General features: G+C 68.9%; 12 protein-coding genes. 7 read left to right on the top strand and 5 right to left on the bottom strand.

The genetic code is table 11. The features are described 5' to 3' along the window. Positions 1 to 136 precede the first annotated feature (136 nt). The gene (locus FBZ88_RS22140) at positions 137 to 841 is read left to right on the top strand and encodes a protein-L-isoaspartate(D-aspartate) O-methyltransferase (protein WP_211102768.1); all 705 of its coding nucleotides are present in this window, start codon (positions 137 to 139) and stop codon (positions 839 to 841) included. Here the strand turns inward: FBZ88_RS22140 and FBZ88_RS22135 are convergent. Together FBZ88_RS22135 and FBZ88_RS22130 are read right to left on the bottom strand one after the other, a co-directional pair. Continuing rightward, positions 838 to 1,848 (bottom strand): hypothetical protein, encoded by a 1,011-nt coding sequence (locus tag FBZ88_RS22135; protein WP_145619301.1) that lies wholly within the window; start codon positions 1,846 to 1,848, stop codon positions 838 to 840. The genes FBZ88_RS22140 and FBZ88_RS22135 overlap by 4 nt on opposite strands. A 162-nt stretch (positions 1,849 to 2,010) precedes the next feature. Further along, positions 2,011 to 3,399: a DUF2125 domain-containing protein gene (locus tag FBZ88_RS22130; protein WP_145619300.1), complete on the bottom strand. Its 1,389-nt coding sequence runs from the start codon at positions 3,397 to 3,399 to the stop codon at positions 2,011 to 2,013. 291 nt (positions 3,400 to 3,690) lie between these two features. Between FBZ88_RS22130 and FBZ88_RS22125 the strand changes: the two genes are divergently transcribed. From FBZ88_RS22125 to FBZ88_RS22110, 4 genes are all read left to right on the top strand, one after another. Further along, on the top strand, positions 3,691 to 6,303 hold the full coding sequence (locus FBZ88_RS22125) for a helicase-related protein (RefSeq protein ID WP_246138802.1): 2,613 nt from the start codon (positions 3,691 to 3,693) through the stop codon (positions 6,301 to 6,303). Between the two features lie 39 nt (positions 6,304 to 6,342). Further along, entirely contained in the window at positions 6,343 to 6,696 is a 354-nt protein-coding gene (locus FBZ88_RS22120; RefSeq protein WP_145619299.1) for an RNA-binding S4 domain-containing protein, read from the top strand. Positions 6,697 to 6,798: 102 nt separating this feature from the next. Further along, positions 6,799 to 8,112, top strand: a complete 1,314-nt coding sequence (locus FBZ88_RS22115; RefSeq protein WP_211102767.1) for a M48 family metallopeptidase — start codon at positions 6,799 to 6,801, stop codon at positions 8,110 to 8,112. Beyond that, on the top strand, positions 8,109 to 8,510 hold the full coding sequence (locus FBZ88_RS22110) for an MmcQ/YjbR family DNA-binding protein (protein ID WP_211102766.1): 402 nt from the start codon (positions 8,109 to 8,111) through the stop codon (positions 8,508 to 8,510). The genes FBZ88_RS22115 and FBZ88_RS22110 overlap by 4 nt, the downstream gene beginning before the upstream one ends. On the opposite strand, the gene FBZ88_RS22105 is transcribed toward FBZ88_RS22110, so the two are convergent. Beyond that, entirely contained in the window at positions 8,507 to 9,394 is an 888-nt protein-coding gene (locus FBZ88_RS22105) for a LysR family transcriptional regulator (RefSeq protein ID WP_145619298.1), read from the bottom strand. The genes FBZ88_RS22110 and FBZ88_RS22105 overlap by 4 nt on opposite strands. Before the next feature lie 208 nt (positions 9,395 to 9,602). Here FBZ88_RS22105 and maiA point away from each other — a divergent pair, with 208 nt between their 5' ends. Further along, the gene (maiA, locus tag FBZ88_RS22100; protein WP_145619297.1) at positions 9,603 to 10,241 is read left to right on the top strand and encodes a maleylacetoacetate isomerase; all 639 of its coding nucleotides are present in this window, start codon (positions 9,603 to 9,605) and stop codon (positions 10,239 to 10,241) included. Here maiA and FBZ88_RS22095 read toward each other — a convergent pair. Next, positions 10,238 to 11,005, bottom strand: coding sequence for an MOSC domain-containing protein (locus FBZ88_RS22095; RefSeq protein ID WP_145619296.1), 768 nt, complete (start codon positions 11,003 to 11,005; stop codon positions 10,238 to 10,240). The two genes, maiA and FBZ88_RS22095, sit on opposite strands and share 4 nt — an antisense overlap. 234 nt (positions 11,006 to 11,239) lie before the next feature. Here FBZ88_RS22095 and clpB point away from each other — a divergent pair, with 234 nt between their 5' ends. After that, positions 11,240 to 13,882: an ATP-dependent chaperone ClpB gene (gene clpB, locus FBZ88_RS22090; RefSeq protein WP_145619295.1), complete on the top strand. Its 2,643-nt coding sequence runs from the start codon at positions 11,240 to 11,242 to the stop codon at positions 13,880 to 13,882. Positions 13,883 to 14,141: 259 nt separating this feature from the next. Here clpB and FBZ88_RS22085 read toward each other — a convergent pair whose 3' ends face one another. Next, entirely contained in the window at positions 14,142 to 15,569 is a 1,428-nt protein-coding gene (locus FBZ88_RS22085) for a peptidoglycan DD-metalloendopeptidase family protein (protein ID WP_145619294.1), read from the bottom strand. Positions 15,570 to 16,318: the final 749 nt, after the last annotated feature.

Genomic DNA, 16,318 nt, shown 5'->3' with positions numbered 1-16,318 from the left:
GGTGAACTTGGCTCCGACGCGCCGCCCATTAGTGGGCCGGCCGTCGCGCCCCGATATGAGGGGCGGGCGCGACGGACGCAAGCCCCTCCGTTGGGGCAGGGACTGAATCCGGCATGACCGCTACGGGGGTAGGGTGATGGCATGGTTCGGAAAATCCGGCGCCGGCGGCGCGGCGGTGGATCTGGCGGCCCGCCAGGATGAGCGTGCGGCCCTGGTAGCCGCCATCGCCCGGCGCATGCGTTTGGACCGGCCCTTGGGCCTGCCAGCCCTGAGCCCACGCGTGGCCGCCGCCCTGATGGCCACGCCGCGTGAACTGTTCACCCCGGCGGACCAGACCCCTTACGCCTATCAGGACCAGGTCCTGCCCCTGGCGGCAGCCCAGACCCTGTCCCAGCCTTCCCTGGTGGCGTTGATGACGGAGCTGCTGGACGTCCACCCGGGCGACCGGGTGCTGGAGGTCGGCGTAGGCTCCGGCTACCAGACGGCGCTGCTGGCTCACCTGGGCGCCACCGTCTTCGGGCTGGAGGTCATCGCCGATCTGGCGCGGGCGGCGGAGCGACGGCTGGCGGCCCTGGGGATCAGGAACGTCACCTTGCGCGTGGGCGACGGCCATGGCGGCTGGCCGGACGCGGCCCCCTTCGACGCTATCCTGGCCGCCTGCGCCGCGCCTGCCGTGCCCCCGGCCCTGGTGGACCAACTGCGGCCGGGCGGGCGCCTGCTGCTGCCGGTGGGGCCGGCAGGAGGGGCGCAGCAGCTGTGCCTGGTGGAAAAGGGGCGGGACGGCCGGGTGCGGGAACGGCCGCTGCTGGCCGTCGCCTTCGTTCCCATGGTTGGGGGTTAGGGTGCTATGCGCAGGCGGCGCAGGCCGCCGAAGCCGGACACGGCCTTGCCGAACTTGCCGGCCAGGGCCAGCGTCAGGATGAAGGGCCACAGGTTCAGGCGGATGAAGCGCGACACCCGCTGCGGCAGGCTGGCGGAGGCCATCTGCTCCGCCTCGCGGATGGCCTGCTGCACCTCCGGCGGGGTTTGGTGGCGGGTTTCCTGGATCGACTGCAATAGGTCGATGTGGCGTTGCTTGGCGGTGGCGTCGGCCGGGCGCGTGGCGCAGAAGGACAGCAGGGTGAACAGCTCCTCCGCGAACTCCCCTTCCGTGCCCAGCAGCTTTTCCACCGCGGCGTACTTTTCCGTCGGCACGGCGGACAGGATGCGGTCATGGCTGGTGCCGATGGCTTCCGCCAGCGCGGCGGTTTCCAGGGCGGAGGCCTCGTTGCGCTCCACCGCCAGCAGCCGCTGCTTCACCAGGGCGTAGTCGTCCGTGCCCACGCCGCTGTTCAGCGCCAGATGGTCCACCAGCTGATAGGCGCGCTGGCAGAAGTCCTCCTCCTTGCGCGCGCGGTCGGCGGGAACCGCCATGGCGCCTGCGTCGAACTGCTGGAAGTCGCGCTTGATGAAGCTGGCGTGGCTGGTGTGGGGGGCGCAATCCAGGCTGGGCGCCTGGCGGCACAGTTCGCCTAAATCCTGCTCCGCCTTCAGCGCCTCATAGCTTGCCCGCCAGTGGTCGGGGGAGGAGGCGGGCAGCACCGGTATGGCGGGCACCCCCGTGCCGGCGCCGGGAAACGCCGAGGCCCAATGCCGCTCGATCTCCCGCTCCTTCTCCTGGATGCGCAGCATGGCACGGTTCAGGTCTTCCGACACGAACAGCAGGATCACGCCGAAGACGCTGAGGGAATAGTAGACAATATCGATCCACTTCCAGACGGGATGGTCATGGAAGAAAATTCCGCAGCCCAGCGCGAACAGGAACGAGCTCACCGCCACGATGACAATGGAAATATCGATTTCCGCCACTTCGCTTCTTTCTTTTGGGCGCCGCCCAGCCCTTCCGGGGGCCTTGCCCGGGCCGGCGCCTGTCCCCCTTCGGGCTGGACAGGAGTTATGAAAGCGGTGCCCTGAAAGGGAAGTGTATTTTTTATGTCATTCGGGGAATGCCCCGCAACCTGGGGGCGGTCCTCAGGGAAGCTTGGCCAGCCCGGTCATCAGCAGGGTGACGTCGCTGCCGTTCAGCTTCACATGGCCGTCGGGGCGGAAATCCAAGCTGAAGCGGCGGCCCTGGCTTTCGGGTGCGCCCATGGACTGCAGGGCGAAAAAGCCCAGCATGGCGCCGTTGCCCACGCCGTTGGCCGGCAGGTGGTCCAGGCCGCGCATCAGCAGCGACAGGGTGCCGGTCAGGCCGCGCGGGTTGGCGGCGTCGAACACCAGGGCCGCGTTGCCCACCAGGGCCGCGTCGGGCGCCTGGAAGTCCAGCTTGTCGATGGTCAGATGGCTGCCGGCCTGGCCCAGGGCGGTCAGGGTGCGGTCCTTGATGGCGCGGTTGCGGTGCTTGGCGTCGGGCGGCAGGGTATTCCAGTCAGCCTCCGCCAGGGTGCGCGCCGGCAGGTCGGTGATCTTCAGGTGCAGGTCGCCCTTTTCCGGGATGGGGTCGGCCTGGCCGTTGGCGGCTGGCTTGACCAGGCCACGGTGGCTGTAGTCCAGCGACAGCACGCCATGGTCGCCGTCCATGTTGTCGGCGGTGACGGTGGCGTTCAGGGTCTTCAGGGAATAGGGATGGCCCTCGTCGTCGTGGCTGGCATAGCCGTCTAGGCTGAGGGTCCCCTTCATGCGCGACAGCACGGCGCCGGCGGGGCCGGGATCCGTGCCGCCGCCCACGCGCAGCAGGGCGCCCTGGGCCATGTTGAAGTCCGTGACGTCGATGGCCAGCAGGCCGCGCAGCAGCCGGGTTTCCTCCGTACCTTCCGGCGTCCTGGTGTCCAGCTTGTTCACTTCCATCCGCAGCGGGCCGCTCCACCGCCCGCGCGCCTCGTCCTCCGGCATGAAGCGCACGGTCAGGGCGTCCATGGACACGGTGCCGTGACCGGGGCGGGGGATGAAACGGATGTCGCCCGCCTTGGCGTCCAGCAGATCCACCGTCTGGAAGTCGGGGGTCCAGCGGGCGTGCAGGCTCTGGCTGCCCAAGCGCACCTCGCCGATGCGCATGCCCTGGCCGTCGAACACGCCCATGGGGCTGGGCAGGGCGCCGGTGGCGTCCCAGTGGCCGTCGGCCGTGGGCGTCACCGCCAGCACCAGGGTGCCGAGGTCCAGCACGCTGTCGTCGCCCAGGTGCAGCTGGGCGCCGGGCAGGCTCAGGCGGTAATGATCCCCCTCCCGCGTGGCGCTGGCGTGGCCGTTCAGGGTCAGGCGCAGGCTGCCGTCCTTGTGCGGGTTGGCGGGCTTGGTCAGCTGCTGTTCGGCCAGCCGGGCCAGCTTGTCGGCACCTTCCTGCGTCACGGGCGCTGCCAGGGCGGACGTGCCCAGCAGCAGGGGGATCAGCGACAGGGCGGCGAGACGGGGGCGGACGGGCATGGACGGGCCTTCAGGGGAACGGTGTTGCGCCTAGGTGATACGGGAGTATTGGCCGGAATCAAGCGGCGTGCCTGTCGGGCCGGTACCCTATATAAGGATGGCCCCGCATTATGTCCGCATTGGGGGCGGGGTTTTTCCAGGGCCACTTGGCCGCGGCCAGACGGGGGTCCACTGACGGGGGTCCACTGGCAGGAGCCACTTCGGAACCGCCGTCCTCGGGCGCGGTTCATGCGAGGGGCCCTCAAACACGCCGTCTTGTTTTTGGGGGCCGCCGCCCCAACACTGAGTGTCATGAGCGACCGTCCCCGCCCCTCTCCAGCCTCCGCCCTGCCCGCTCCGCGGCGGGCCGCCGACAGCGTGGGCGCCTTGCCGGGCGGGCGGGTGGTGGCGGTGCTGGGTCCCACCAACACCGGCAAGACCTACCTGGCCATGGAACGCATGCTGGCCCACGCCAGCGGCATGATGGGCTTCCCGCTGCGCCTGCTGGCGCGGGAAAACTACGACAAGGTGGTCAGGGCCAAGGGGGCGGGCCAGGTGGCCCTGGTGACGGGGGAGGAAAAGATCATCCCCCCCGGTGCCCGCTATTGGATCTGCACCGTCGAATCCATGCCGCTGGACCATGTGGCCCAGTTCCTGGCGGTGGACGAGATCCAGCTGGCCGCCGATCCCGAGCGGGGGCACATCTTCACCGACCGCCTGCTGCACGCGCGCGGGACGGAGGAGACGATGTTCCTCGGCTCCGACACCATCAAGCCGCTGCTGCAGAAGCTGATCCCCAAGGCGGAGTTCGTGTCGCGACCCCGCTTCTCCAGCCTGACCTACAGCGGGCACAAGAAGCTGACCAAGCTGCCGCCCCGCGCCGCCGTGGTGGCCTTCTCCGCCGCCGACGTATACGGCCTGGCGGAACTGCTGCGCCGCACCCGCGGTGGCACGGCGGTGGTGCTGGGTGCCCTCAGCCCCCGCACCCGCAACGCCCAGGTGCAGCTCTATCAGGAAGGGGCGGTGGATTACCTGGTGGCGACCGACGCCATCGGCATGGGCCTGAACATGGACGTCGACCATGTGGCCTTCGCCCGCCTGTCCAAGTTCGACGGTCAGCAGCCGCGCCGCCTGCGCGCACCGGAGGTGGCACAGATCGCCGGCCGCGCCGGCCGGCACCTGACCGACGGCACCTTCGGCACGACGGACGAGGCGCCACCGCTGGATCCCGAGATGATCGACGCGGTGGAGAACCATAAGTTCGAGACGTTGAAGACCCTGATGTGGCGCAACGTCGACCTGGATTTCCGTAGCCCCCAGGCCCTGCTGCGCGCGCTGGAGGAACGGCCGCCGTCGCCTGTGCTGATCCGCGCGCGGGAGGCGGACGACCATCTGGCCTTGCAGGCGCTGGCGCAGGACGCCGACCTCATGCGCCTGGCCAACAACCCCCTGGCGGTGCGCCTGCTGTGGGAGGTCTGCCAGATTCCGGACTTCCGCAAGGTGCTGTCCGACGCTCACACCCGCCTCCTGTCCCAGATCTTCAAGTATCTGCGCGACGGGCCGGCCGGCACGCTGCCGCTGGATTGGGTGGCGGCCCAGGTGGCCCGCCTGGATCGGGGCGAGGGCGACATCGACACCCTGGTGTCGCGCATCGCCCATATACGCACCTGGACCTACATCTCCCACCGTCCCGGCTGGCTGGACGATGCCGTCCATTGGCAGGAGCGCACCCGCGCCATCGAGGACCGGCTGTCCGACGCCCTGCATGAGCGCCTGACCCAGCGCTTCGTCGACAAGCGCTCGGCCGGCCTGGTGAAGCGCTTGGCCGACGGGCGCGACCTGATGGGGGCGGTGGACCGCGACGGCCGCGTGCTGGTGGAAGGCCACCCGGTGGGCCGGCTGCACGGTGTGGCCTTCCAGTTGGACGCCGACGTGCCGGCGGCCGACGCCAAGGCCATCACCACCGCCGCCCGCCGCGCCCTGGGCGACGTCATCAATCAGCGGGTGCGCGCGCTGGAGGCGGCACCCGACGCCGCCATCACCCTGGACGGCGGTGGGGCGCTCAGCTGGGATGGCGCCGTGATCGGCGTGCTGGCGCCGGGGCCCACGCCGCTGGCCCCCTTGGTGCGCCTGGTGGGCGACGATTTCCTGCAGACCGGCCAGCGCGAACCTGTGCGGGCCCGCCTGACACGCTGGGTTGAGGCGCACGTGGCCCGGGTGCTGGCCCCCCTCGCGGCGCTGGCCGCGGCGGCGCGGGGCGGGGAGTTGTCCGGCGCCGGCCGGGGCATCGCCTTCCAGGTGGCGGAGGCGCTGGGCGGCCTGCCCCGCGCAGCACTGGAACCGTTGATCGCCACCCTGACAAAGGAGGACCGGCGGCGCCTGGCGGCCCTGGGCTTGCGCCTGGGCTTCAGCCAGGTGTTCCTGACGGCGCTGACGCGGCCGGCGGCGGTGGCCTTGCGCGGGCTGCTGTGGTCGGTGGCACACGCCACGCCCGTGGCCGTGCCGCCACCCGGACGCGTGACCCTGGTCGTCGGCGACCTGCCGCCGCATTTCCTGGCCGCCATCGGCTACGTTCCCCTGGGATCCCGCGCCATGCGCATCGACATGGTGGACCGGCTGGAGAAATCCCTGGCCGGGCGGGCCAAGGCCGGGCCGCTGGTCGCCGTGGATGATCTGGTGCTGAGCCTGGGCGTGCCCCGGTCGGAGGTGCCGTCCCTGATGTCCGCGCTGGGCTACCGTCTGGGGCAACCCAAGGCGGAGGGGGAGCCGGCCCCCTGGCAGCGACGGCGACCCAAGCCCAGCCCGGCGCCGGCGGCGAATCACGTGGGAACCAGGTCTGGCGGGAAGGCGGCGCCCGCGCCCCAGGCGGTGCCGCCCAGCGACCATCCTTTCAGCATTTTGCGGACCTTGGTGGAGGTGCCCTGATGGGGGGCGTGGCGGTGATGGCAAAGGCGGCGGCGCGACATGGCTAAGGGAAACGGGAAGGGTGCCGGCCCGGATGACGAGGATGCGGCCGACCTGGCCGAAGGCCGGCTGCGGCTGGACAAATGGCTGTGGTACGCCCGCTTCCTGAAGTCGCGCAGCCTGGCCGCCAAGCTGTGTGGCTCCGGCGCCATCCGCTGCGGTGGCACCTCCATCACCAAGGCGCACCACACCGTGCGGCCGGGCGATGTGTTGACCTTTCCCCTGGGCAACCATATCCGCGTCATCAAGGTGCTGGCGTTGGGCACCCGCCGCGGCCCGGCACCGGAGGCCCAGGCGCTGTATGAGGACCTGGCGCCGCCCACGCCGGAGTCGCGCCTGCCCAAGGCTCTGTAAGATTTAGGCGAACTGGTTCTATCCAGATGGGCTTCCGCCTTCTACGCTGTCGGTCAATAAGCGCCGCCCAGGGGGCGCGGCGCGCAAGGATCGAGGCCGGTTATGAAGGTTTGGGGACAGGGCATGGGGGCGGCGGTAGCCGTGGGTATTTTAGGCGCGGCGCTGGGGGCCTGCCTGGTCCCGGTGGCGGCGAACGCCGCGGCGTTCGACCCGGTGGCGGCAACGCAGGCTTATCTGGACACGGTGCCCGCCGACGCACGGGCCAAGTCGAACGCCTATTTCGAGGGCGGCTATTGGCTGCAGCTGTGGCGCTTCCTGGTGTCGCTGGCCGTGGCGGCCGTATTCCTGGCCGGCGGCTTGGCGCGGCGCCTGCGGGATCGGCTGGCCGGCCTGGGCCGCTTCGCCACGCCGGTGTTCTTCATCGCCTACACCGTCATCGACTATGTTCTCAGCCTGCCCTACGTCGCGTATGCCGACTGGTACCGTGAGCGGCAATACGGCCTGATGAACCAGACCTTCGGCGACTGGTTCGGCGACCAGATGATCCAGCTGGCCATTTCCAGCCTGATCGGCGCCCTGGTCGTCTGGGTGCTCTACGCTATCGTCCGCCGCCTGGGCCGAAGCTGGTGGATATGGGCCAGCGCCTTCGGCGTGGTGGTGCTGGTTCTCATGATCGTGGTGACCCCGGTCTTCGTGGCGCCGCTGTTCAATAAATATGAGCCGATGAAACAGGGCCCGGTGCGCGAGGCCCTGCTATCCATGGCGCGGTCCAATGAAGTGCCCGCCACCGACGTCTATGAGTTCAACGCCTCTCGCCAGTCCAACAAGATCAGCGCCAATGTCAGCGGCCTGTTCGGCACCACCCGCATCTCCCTGACCGACACGCTGCTGCAGCGCTGCACCCTGGCGGAGATCAAGGCGGTGATGGGGCATGAGATGGGGCATTACGTCCTGAATCACGTCTTTGTCCTCCTGCTCTACCTCTCCCTCCTGGTCTGCTTGGGCTATCTGTTCGTGGATCGGGTCTTCGGCCGGCTGACGCGCGGCGGGCGCTGGGGCATCACCGGCCTGGGCGACGTGGCGGGCCTGCCCTTGGTCGTCATCCTGTTCACCGCATACTTCTTCGTGCTGACGCCCGTGCTCAACACCATCATCCGCACGCAGGAGGCGGAGGCCGACGCCTTCGGCCTGAACCTGTCGCGCGAGCCGGACGGCTTCGCCACCGTGGCGCTGAAGCTGGCCGAATATCGCAAGCTGCAGCCGGGAAGGTGGGAGGAGATCGTGTTCTACGACCATCCCTCGGGCTACAACCGCATCCTGCGCGCCATGCGCTGGAAGGCGGAGAACCTGCCAGCGGTGGCGGCCGCGCCCGCCGAACCCGCGCCCGGCCCGGCCCCGGCGGAGCCCAAGCCGTGACCGGCGCCTCTTCGCTTCCGGACTCCCCCTTGGCCGATCTGCTGGCCCATGCCCTGACGTATCCCGAGGCGTGGGAGGATCATCCCTGGGGGGAGACGGTGGTGAAGGTGCGGCAGAAGATCTTCGTCTTCCTGGGCCGGGACGGGGCGGCCGGCTGCCACGTGACGGTGAAGCTGCCTCGCTCCGGCCCCTTCGCGCTGGATATGGCCAACTGTGCGCCCACGGGGTATGGCCTGGGGCGCGCGGGTTGGATCACCGCCACATTCGGCGCGGGCGAGGACGTGCCGCTGGACCTGCTGCGGGCCTGGATCAGGGAAAGCTACCAGGCCGTGGCGCCCAAGAAGCTGGGGGCACGGCTTGATGCCCAGGCCGCGACCGGCGTCGAATCCACCCCTTAACCCTTGCCCTCCAGCAGGTCGCGGCGGGCGACCAGACCCTGGCCGACGACGTCGAAGAAGGCGCGGACGCGCGCGGTGTTGCGCAGATCCCGATGCGTGATCAGCCACAGCTCGCGCGTCAACCCGCCCTCGGGACCGGTAACGCGTACCAAGTCCGCTTCCGGGTCACCCAGGTAGCAGGGCAGTAGGGCCAGCCCGATCCCGGCCTTCACCGCCATCATCTGGTTGATGAGGCTGCTGGAGCGATAGACGATGGTGGCCCCCGGCACCATGTCGGTGAGCCAGGTCGCGGCGGCGGCGGTGGCGGCCGTGTCCCAGCCGATGAAGCTGTGTCCCGCGAACCCCGGCGCCACGGGGGCGGGCTTGCCGGCCAGATAGGCCGGACTGGCGTACAGGGCCCAGGCGGTATCCGCGAGGCGCCGGCCGAACAGGTCGCCCTCGGCCGGCCGCGTGGCGCGGATGGCGATGTCCGCTTCCCGGCGCAGCAGGTCCAGCTGCCGGTTGTCGACCAGCAGTTCGATCGAGATCCCGTCGTGCCGGGCGCGGAACTCCACCAGCAGGTCGTTCAGCAGCCGGTAGGCCAGGCTTTCCGAGCAGGTGATCCTGAGGTTTCCGGACAGGCGGGTGTCCCGCCCGGTGATGTCCCGGTCCAGCGCCAGGGCTTCCTCTTCCATGCGTTCGGCTGCCAGCAGCATACGCTCCCCCGCGTCCGTCGGGCGGTAGGTGCCGGCACTGCGCTCGAACAGCTGGACCTGGAACGTCGCCTCAAGGGCGTTCAGCCAGCGAAAGATGGTTGAATGATCGTGTCCTAGTGTCTTGGCGGCACCCTTCAGCGATCCCGTCCGGCTGATCGCCAGGATCAGCCGGAAGCTGTTCCAGTCCATGTCGCTTGTTCCTGTGCAAGGTCGGCTGCCCGAATGCACCCTGTCTTTGCGCCATTGCAAAGTAAGGCGCATTTGGCGGCCCAGCAACGCCGCTGGATTTGCACCGGCGCAAGCGCGCCTTGCCAAAGGCCAAGCCGGCTTGGCGCCGGCGAAAGCCTATGGTGCCCGCCGTTGACCTGAGCCGCTGACCTGAAAGGACCCTTGCCTCATGTTCAAGATGTACGGTTTCTGGCGCTCGGCCGCCGCTTTCCGTGTGCGTGCGGCGCTGAACCTCAAGGGCCTGGCGGTCGAGGAGACGATGATCGATCTCGACGCCGGGGAGCAGAACGCGCCGGCCTTCCTGGCCGTCAATCCGGCGGCGGCCGTGCCCGCGCTGTTCGTGGATGGCGGGCCGCCGCTGACCCAATCGCTGGCCATCCTGGAATATCTGGAGGAGATGTACCCCGACCCGCCGCTGCTGCCCACCGGCGTGCGCGCCAGGGCCCGGGTCCGGGCGCTGGCGCTCGGCTTCGCGGCCGACCATCACCCCTTGATCGTGCCGCGGGTGCGGCGCCATCTGGCCGCCGCCTTCGGTGTGGATCACACCGATTGGGTGCGGCACTGGTTTCGCGAGGGGTTGGCGCAAGGGGAGGCCCGCCTGGCCGGCGATCCCGCCGTCGGCCGCTTCTGCCACGGCGACAGCCCCACGATCGCGGACCTGTGCCTCATGAGCCACGTGACCGGTGCCCAGGGGTTCCAGATCTCCCCGGCCGACTATCCGACCATCGACCGCATTTTCAACGCCTGCATGGAGATAGATGCCTTCGCTGCGGCGGCGCCGCTGCGCCAGCCCGGGGCGCCGCGCTAAGCCTCGACCACCGTGACGGTGTCGCCCGGCCGCACCGTTCCACCCTCGATGACGCGGGCGTAGACGCCGCAATTGACGTGGCCGTAGCCGTTCATCAGGGATTTCAGAACGGGCATGTCGCGCTCGCCGGTCACCGGGTTGACCTCGGTGGCGGCGCAGCGGCGGATGTTCTTGAACACCTCCAACAGGGTTTCGCCCACGCGCAGGCGCTTGCCCACCCACTGCGCCTCCGCCCAGGGGGCGAGGTCCGAGAGCAGCAGGTTGCCGCGGAAGCGGCGCGGATCCACCGGCGTCTGGGTCACCCGCTCCAGGTCCTTGCAACTGGCCAAGTTGATCAGCGACACCGCCTTTTCCTCGATGTCGCTGAACATGTGGCCTGGTGCCTCGATCACCTTGTAGGGTGGTGGCACGGCCGCGTCCTTCATATAGGCGGCCAGGAATTGCTCAATCAGCAGGCGGCCGGTGGGGGTGTCGATGCGCCCCTTGGCCACCTGCCTGCCGTTGCGCAGCAGCACCAGCGTGCAGCTGGCGGCGTCGTAGCGCGCGTCCAGCGTGGCCAGCCGTTCGTCCCGCATCAGGGCCAGGAAGTTGCTCTTGGGCCGCCAGGCGGGACTGACCACGTCGAAGGTGGTGGCGCCGTGGGTGATGGCGAAGCGCCGGTCCTGCGGCATGCCTTGGCCAGGGGTCAGCGTGACCGCCTCCAGGGTCTGGGCGGACAACCCCTTGACGGGGAAATAGTGCAGGATGGAAACGGTCGTCATCATGGGGCCAGTCTAAGGGATCGCCCCCGCCGCTTGTCAACGAACGGTCGGGGACAGGTCGACGACAATTAGATGTAGGGCGGGGTAGATGTAGGAACGGGCGTGTGACCGGGCTTGCGGCTGGCGGGCTCAGGCCCCATATCGCTGGTGCATCCTTCGGATCGCACAATTGTCGTGGATCATGGCTGGAACGGGCTGCCTGGCGGACGCTCCGGCTGACACTAGGAGCTTTTTGCGATGGACTTCGAGAAGTTCACAGAGCGCAGCCGTGGCTTCGTGCAGGCGGCGCAGACGCTGGCGCTACGCGGCGGACACCAGACCCTCAACCCTGAACACCTGCTGAAGGTGCTGCTGGACGACAGCGAAGGCCTGGCGGCCAACCTGTTGCGTTCCTCCGGCGCCGATCCGGCCCGCGCCCTTTCGGGCGTCGAGGCGGCGCTGGCCAAGGTGCCGGTGGTATCCGGCCCCGGCGCCGGGCAGATCAGCCTCAGCCGTGAGCTGGCCAAGGTGTTCGACAGCGCCCTGCAGCTGGCCCAGAAGGCGGGCGACAGCTTCGTGACGGCGGAACGGCTGCTGCTGGCCCTGACCATGGCCGAGGGCACGACGGCTGCCAAGGTGCTGGCCGAGGCCGGCGCCAAGCCGCAGACCCTGAACCAGGCGATCAACGCCTTGCGCAAGGGCCGCACCGCCGACAGCGCGTCGGCGGAACAGAGCTATGATGCCCTCAAGAAATACGCCCGCGATCTGACCCAGGCGGCGCGTGACGGCAAGCTCGACCCCGTCATCGGGCGCGATGAGGAAATCCGCCGCACCATCCAGGTGCTGGCCCGCCGCACCAAAAATAACCCCGTCCTGATCGGCGAGCCCGGCGTGGGCAAGACCGCCATCGTGGAAGGCCTGGCCCTGCGCATCGTCAACGGCGACGTGCCGGAAGGCCTGAAGAACAAGCGCCTGATGGCGCTGGATCTGGCTGGCCTGGTGGCGGGCGCCAAGTTCCGGGGTGAGTTCGAGGAACGGCTGAAGGCCGTGCTGCAGGAGATCCAGTCCGCGGCGGGCGAGGTCATCGTCTTCGTCGATGAGCTGCACACCCTGGTGGGGGCCGGCAAGGCCGACGGCGCCATGGACGCCTCCAACATGCTGAAGCCGGCGCTGGCGCGCGGTGAACTGCACTGTGTGGGTGCCACGACGCTGGACGAATACCGCAAGTACATCGAGAAGGACGCGGCCCTGGCCCGGCGTTTCCAGCCCGTCTTCGTGGCCGAGCCGACGGTGGAGGATACCATCTCCATCCTGCGCGGCCTGAAGGAGAAGTACGAGCTGCACCATGGCGTGCGCATCACCGACGGCGCCATCGTGGCCGCCGCCACCCTGTCCAACCGCTACATCACCGACCGCTTCCTGCCCGACAAGGCCATCGACCTGGTGGACGAGGCCGCCAGCCGGCTGCGCATGGTGGTGGACAGCAAGCCCGAGCAGATCGACGAGCTGGACCGCCAGATCATCCGCCTGAAGATCGAGCGCGAGGCGCTGAAGCGCGAGACCGACCAGGGCTCCAAGGACCGGCTGGTCAAGCTGGAGACCGAACTGGCCGAGCTGGAGGAGCAGTCGGGCAACCTCACCGCCCAGTGGCAGGCGGAGAAGGACACCCTGTCCAGCGCCCAGAAGCTGAAGGAACAGCTGGAACAGGCCCGGGCGGAGCTGGAAAACGCCCAGCGCACCGGCAATTGGGCGCGGGCGGGCGAGCTGACTTACGGCGTCATCCCGGAGACGGAGCGCCGTCTGCGCGAGGCGGAGGAGGCCGGCGGCAACCGCATGCTGAACGAGGAAGTGCGCGATGGCGACATCGCCGCCGTGGTCAGCCGCTGGACCGGCATTCCCGTGGACAAGATGCTGACGGGCGAGCGGGAAAAGCTGCTGCGCATGGAGGAGAAGCTGCACAGCCGCGTGGTGGGCCAAGACGAGGCGGTGGTGGCCGTGTCCAACGCGGTGCGCCGCGCCCGCGCCGGCCTGCAGGACCCCAACCGCCCCATCGGCAGCTTCCTGTTCCTGGGCCCCACCGGCGTGGGCAAGACGGAGCTGACCAAGGCCCTGGCCGAATTCCTGTTCGATGACGAGACGGCCATGGTCCGCCTCGACATGTCGGAATACATGGAGAAGCACTCCGTCGCCCGCATGATCGGCGCCCCGCCGGGCTATGTCGGTTATGAGGAGGGCGGGGCCCTGACCGAGGCGGTGCGCCGCCGGCCCTACCAGGTCGTGCTGTTCGACGAGGTGGAAAAGGCCCACCCCGACGTGTTCAACGTGCTGCTGCAGGTGCTGGACGACGGCCGCCTGACCGACGGCCAGGGCCGTACGGTGGACTTCCGCAACACGCTGATCATCATGACGTCCAACCTGGGGTCCGAGGCCTTGGCCGCGCTGGCCGACGGGGCGGACGCGGCGGCGGTGGCCACGGCGCACGCCCATGTGCTGGAGGTGGTGCGCGGCTCCTTCCGGCCGGAGTTCCTGAACCGGCTGGATGAGATCCTGATCTTCAACCGCCTGTCGCGGCCGCACATGGCCGGCATCGTCAACATCCAGCTGGGCCGCCTGCGGCGCATGCTGGCGGAGCGGAATATGACGCTGGAGCTGGACGACGCGGCCCTGCGCTGGCTGGCCGACGCCGGCTACGACCCGGCCTATGGCGCCCGGCCCCTGAAGCGGGTGATTCAGCGGGAACTGCAGAATCCCTTGGCCACTCGCATCCTGGAAGGCCGCATCAACGATGGGGAGACCATCACCGTCTCCGCCGGGCCGGAGGGCCTGGTCCTGAACGGTGAGGCCATCAAGGTGCCGCCGGCCGGCGAAAGCCTCTGGGGCCAGCCGCCCACCGTGCATTGAACGGTACTGTTCTGATACCAGCGGCACGAGACGGGGGCTTGTGCCGCTGTAGCCCGCGACTGCGGGCGCCGGAGATTTCTGGGGAGCCGAAGGCGGACTGGAAATCGAGGATAAGCCAAGCGGCCAGATGGCCGCGCCCGGCGCCGGAGGGGGGATTTGAGCGGTCACGATCAAATGCCGCACGTATGAACGCTGACAGGTGAAGGGCCGGTCCCCAGGAAGGACCGGCCCTGAATTTTATGGATCGGGGCGTTTATGCTCAGTGCCGCTTCACGGCGGCCTGGACCACGTGACCCGTGCCGGGCTTGACGGCGACCAGGGTGCTGCCGTTGCCGCCCTGCAGATCGCGGAAGGCCTCTTGGTCCTCGGCGACGATGGCCTGGAACTGCTTGAGGTCCTTCCCGTCCAGCTTGCGGCCGGCTTCGATCTTGGCCTCCTTGCTGTCGGGATTGATCTGCTGGTTGCCGCGCAGCACTTCGAAGTGTAGGTGCGGGCCGGTGGCGCGGCCGGTGGCGCCGACATAGCCGATCACGTCGCCCTGGGCCACGCGCATGCCGGCGCGCAAGTTCTTGGCGATGCGGCTCATGTGGCCATAGGCGGTTTCCATCTGGTTGCCGTGGCGCAGCTTGACGTAGTTGCCATAGCTGCTGAAGGGCCCCGCCTGCTCCACCACGCCGTCGCCGGCGGCATAGATGGGGGTGCCCACGGGGGCGCCGAAGTCCTTGCCCTTGTGCATCTTGCTGTAGCCCAGCACCGGGTGCATGCGCATCCCATAGCCGGAGGTGACGCGGGCGCCGTCGATGGGGGTGCGCAGGATGGCGCGGCGGATGCTCTCGCCCAAGGCGTTATAATAATCGGCGGTGCTGCCGGACGCCTGGTAGCGGTAGATGGCCTTCTCCTTGCCCGACAGGGTCAGCGAGGCGAACTGGATGTCGCCGTCGCGGGCGGGCTGGCCGTCCTCGGTGTAATAGCGCTCGAACAGGATTTCAAAGGTGTCGCCCGGCTGCAGGTCGCGCTGGAAGTCGACATCGTAGGCGTAGCGCTTGATGAAGGCGTCCAGCACGGGGTAGGGCACGCCGGCGGCACTGGCCGCCTCCGACAGGCTGCTGGTGATGCGGCCGCGGGCGGCCATCAGTTTCTTCTCCAGCGGCTTGTCCACCTGGCGGGCCTGATAGCGGCCGCCGTTGAAGGCGACCGACACGGCGCGCTCGGCGGCCGGCTGGAATTCCAGGCCGATGAACTTGTCACCCTCGCTGTGGTCGAACAGCACGGTGATGCCCTGGCCAGCCTTCATGCGGCGCACGTCATAGACACCGCTTAGGGCGCTGACGGCGTTCTGGGCGCTGTCGGCGGGCACGCCGCCATCCATCAGCACCTGCATCAGGGTGTCGCCCCGGCCGACATTGACGTGGCGACGCTCCACCGGATCGACCGACAGGGGCTTGCCGGCCTGCGGTGCCGGATCGGCCGCGGCAACGGCGGTCTGCTGCGGCACCTGCTGGTCCTTGGGCGCCGCGGCGGCGGCGGCGGCCAGGTCGGGATCCACGTCCGATGGCGGGGCAGGGGGCAGCGCCTGGGGGGCGACGGCCACGCTGCCCGTGTCGTCCAGGGACGCCAGGGAGACGACGCCGCCCAGGGTCAGGGCGACGGCCGATGTCACGGCGATGCGCTTCAGCAAGGCCCCCACTCCCCCAAATCAAACCGCATCGTCAAAACCCTCAACCTCAAAGGCTACATGGGCCCCATCGGGCGCTGTTTCCCGGGCACCTGCTTCCAGGGCACGGGCACGGTGTCGACGGGCCGCCCGGTTGAACGGCCTTGGCCGTGGTGCCGACGCACCACGAAAATCCTCATCAACCGGTCCCGCCCTTGCGTGACGGGGCCGATGTCGAGGGAGAGGAACTGACGACTGGAAACGCCGAAATCCGGTTCATCGTCCGGGGATCCGGCAGGTCGTAACGCCCCAGCTTCTTCTCGTCCGATGGGCCTAGGTTCACCTGCCAAAAGGCGCGGAAAGCCTGGCCACCGGTTAGGCCAATCCTCGCGTGACGCGATTGCCACTGTCAACGGGAACATCCTACGTACGACACGTTAATAGGACTTGAAAGACGATGGCGTTTGAGTCCGTCCCCGCAGGGGCAGGCTGGGTACCGCCGACGGGCCGCCTCCTACCCGGCGGTGGTGGCGAAATTGGGGCAAGGTGGCGGCGCCCCGTCCCCGTTGCAGGCCTGGGGTGGTTAAAGCGCCTGACCGGACATCCTGTCTACGCGCGCGCACGAGCATATATAGGGGATGTGCGCGCGTAACGGCGGTGCCTCCGGTGGGGTGGTCATGGTTCGGCAAAAATCGTCATGTGACTGCAAAATTCCTGTAGACAGCCCCCCGGTGAGGTCACTATAACCCCGTTCACCGACGCGGCGGGCGACAACGAACGGC

It is taken from the genome of Nitrospirillum bahiense, from assembly GCF_007828025.1.
Classification (GTDB): domain Bacteria; phylum Pseudomonadota; class Alphaproteobacteria; order Azospirillales; family Azospirillaceae; genus Nitrospirillum; species Nitrospirillum amazonense.
Note: the sequence above shows the minus strand (reverse complement) of the source record. Positions and strands in the feature narration are given on the sequence as shown.

Excerpts from the sequence above, each read along its gene's own strand:
- clpB (WP_145619295.1), top strand. The coding sequence starts at position 11,240 with ATGGACTTCGAGAAGTTCACAGAGCGCAGCCGTGGCTTCGTGCAGGCG.
- FBZ88_RS22120 (WP_145619299.1), top strand. The coding sequence starts at position 6,343 with ATGGCTAAGGGAAACGGGAAGGGTGCCGGCCCGGATGACGAGGATGCG.
- FBZ88_RS22130 (WP_145619300.1), bottom strand. The coding sequence starts at position 3,399 with ATGCCCGTCCGCCCCCGTCTCGCCGCCCTGTCGCTGATCCCCCTGCTG.
- FBZ88_RS22115 (WP_211102767.1), top strand. The coding sequence starts at position 6,799 with ATGAAGGTTTGGGGACAGGGCATGGGGGCGGCGGTAGCCGTGGGTATT.
- FBZ88_RS22140 (WP_211102768.1), top strand. The coding sequence starts at position 137 with ATGGCATGGTTCGGAAAATCCGGCGCCGGCGGCGCGGCGGTGGATCTG.
- FBZ88_RS22125 (WP_246138802.1), top strand. The coding sequence starts at position 3,691 with ATGAGCGACCGTCCCCGCCCCTCTCCAGCCTCCGCCCTGCCCGCTCCG.
- FBZ88_RS22095 (WP_145619296.1), bottom strand. The coding sequence starts at position 11,005 with ATGATGACGACCGTTTCCATCCTGCACTATTTCCCCGTCAAGGGGTTG.
- FBZ88_RS22105 (WP_145619298.1), bottom strand. The coding sequence starts at position 9,394 with ATGGACTGGAACAGCTTCCGGCTGATCCTGGCGATCAGCCGGACGGGA.
- maiA (WP_145619297.1), top strand. The coding sequence starts at position 9,603 with ATGTTCAAGATGTACGGTTTCTGGCGCTCGGCCGCCGCTTTCCGTGTG.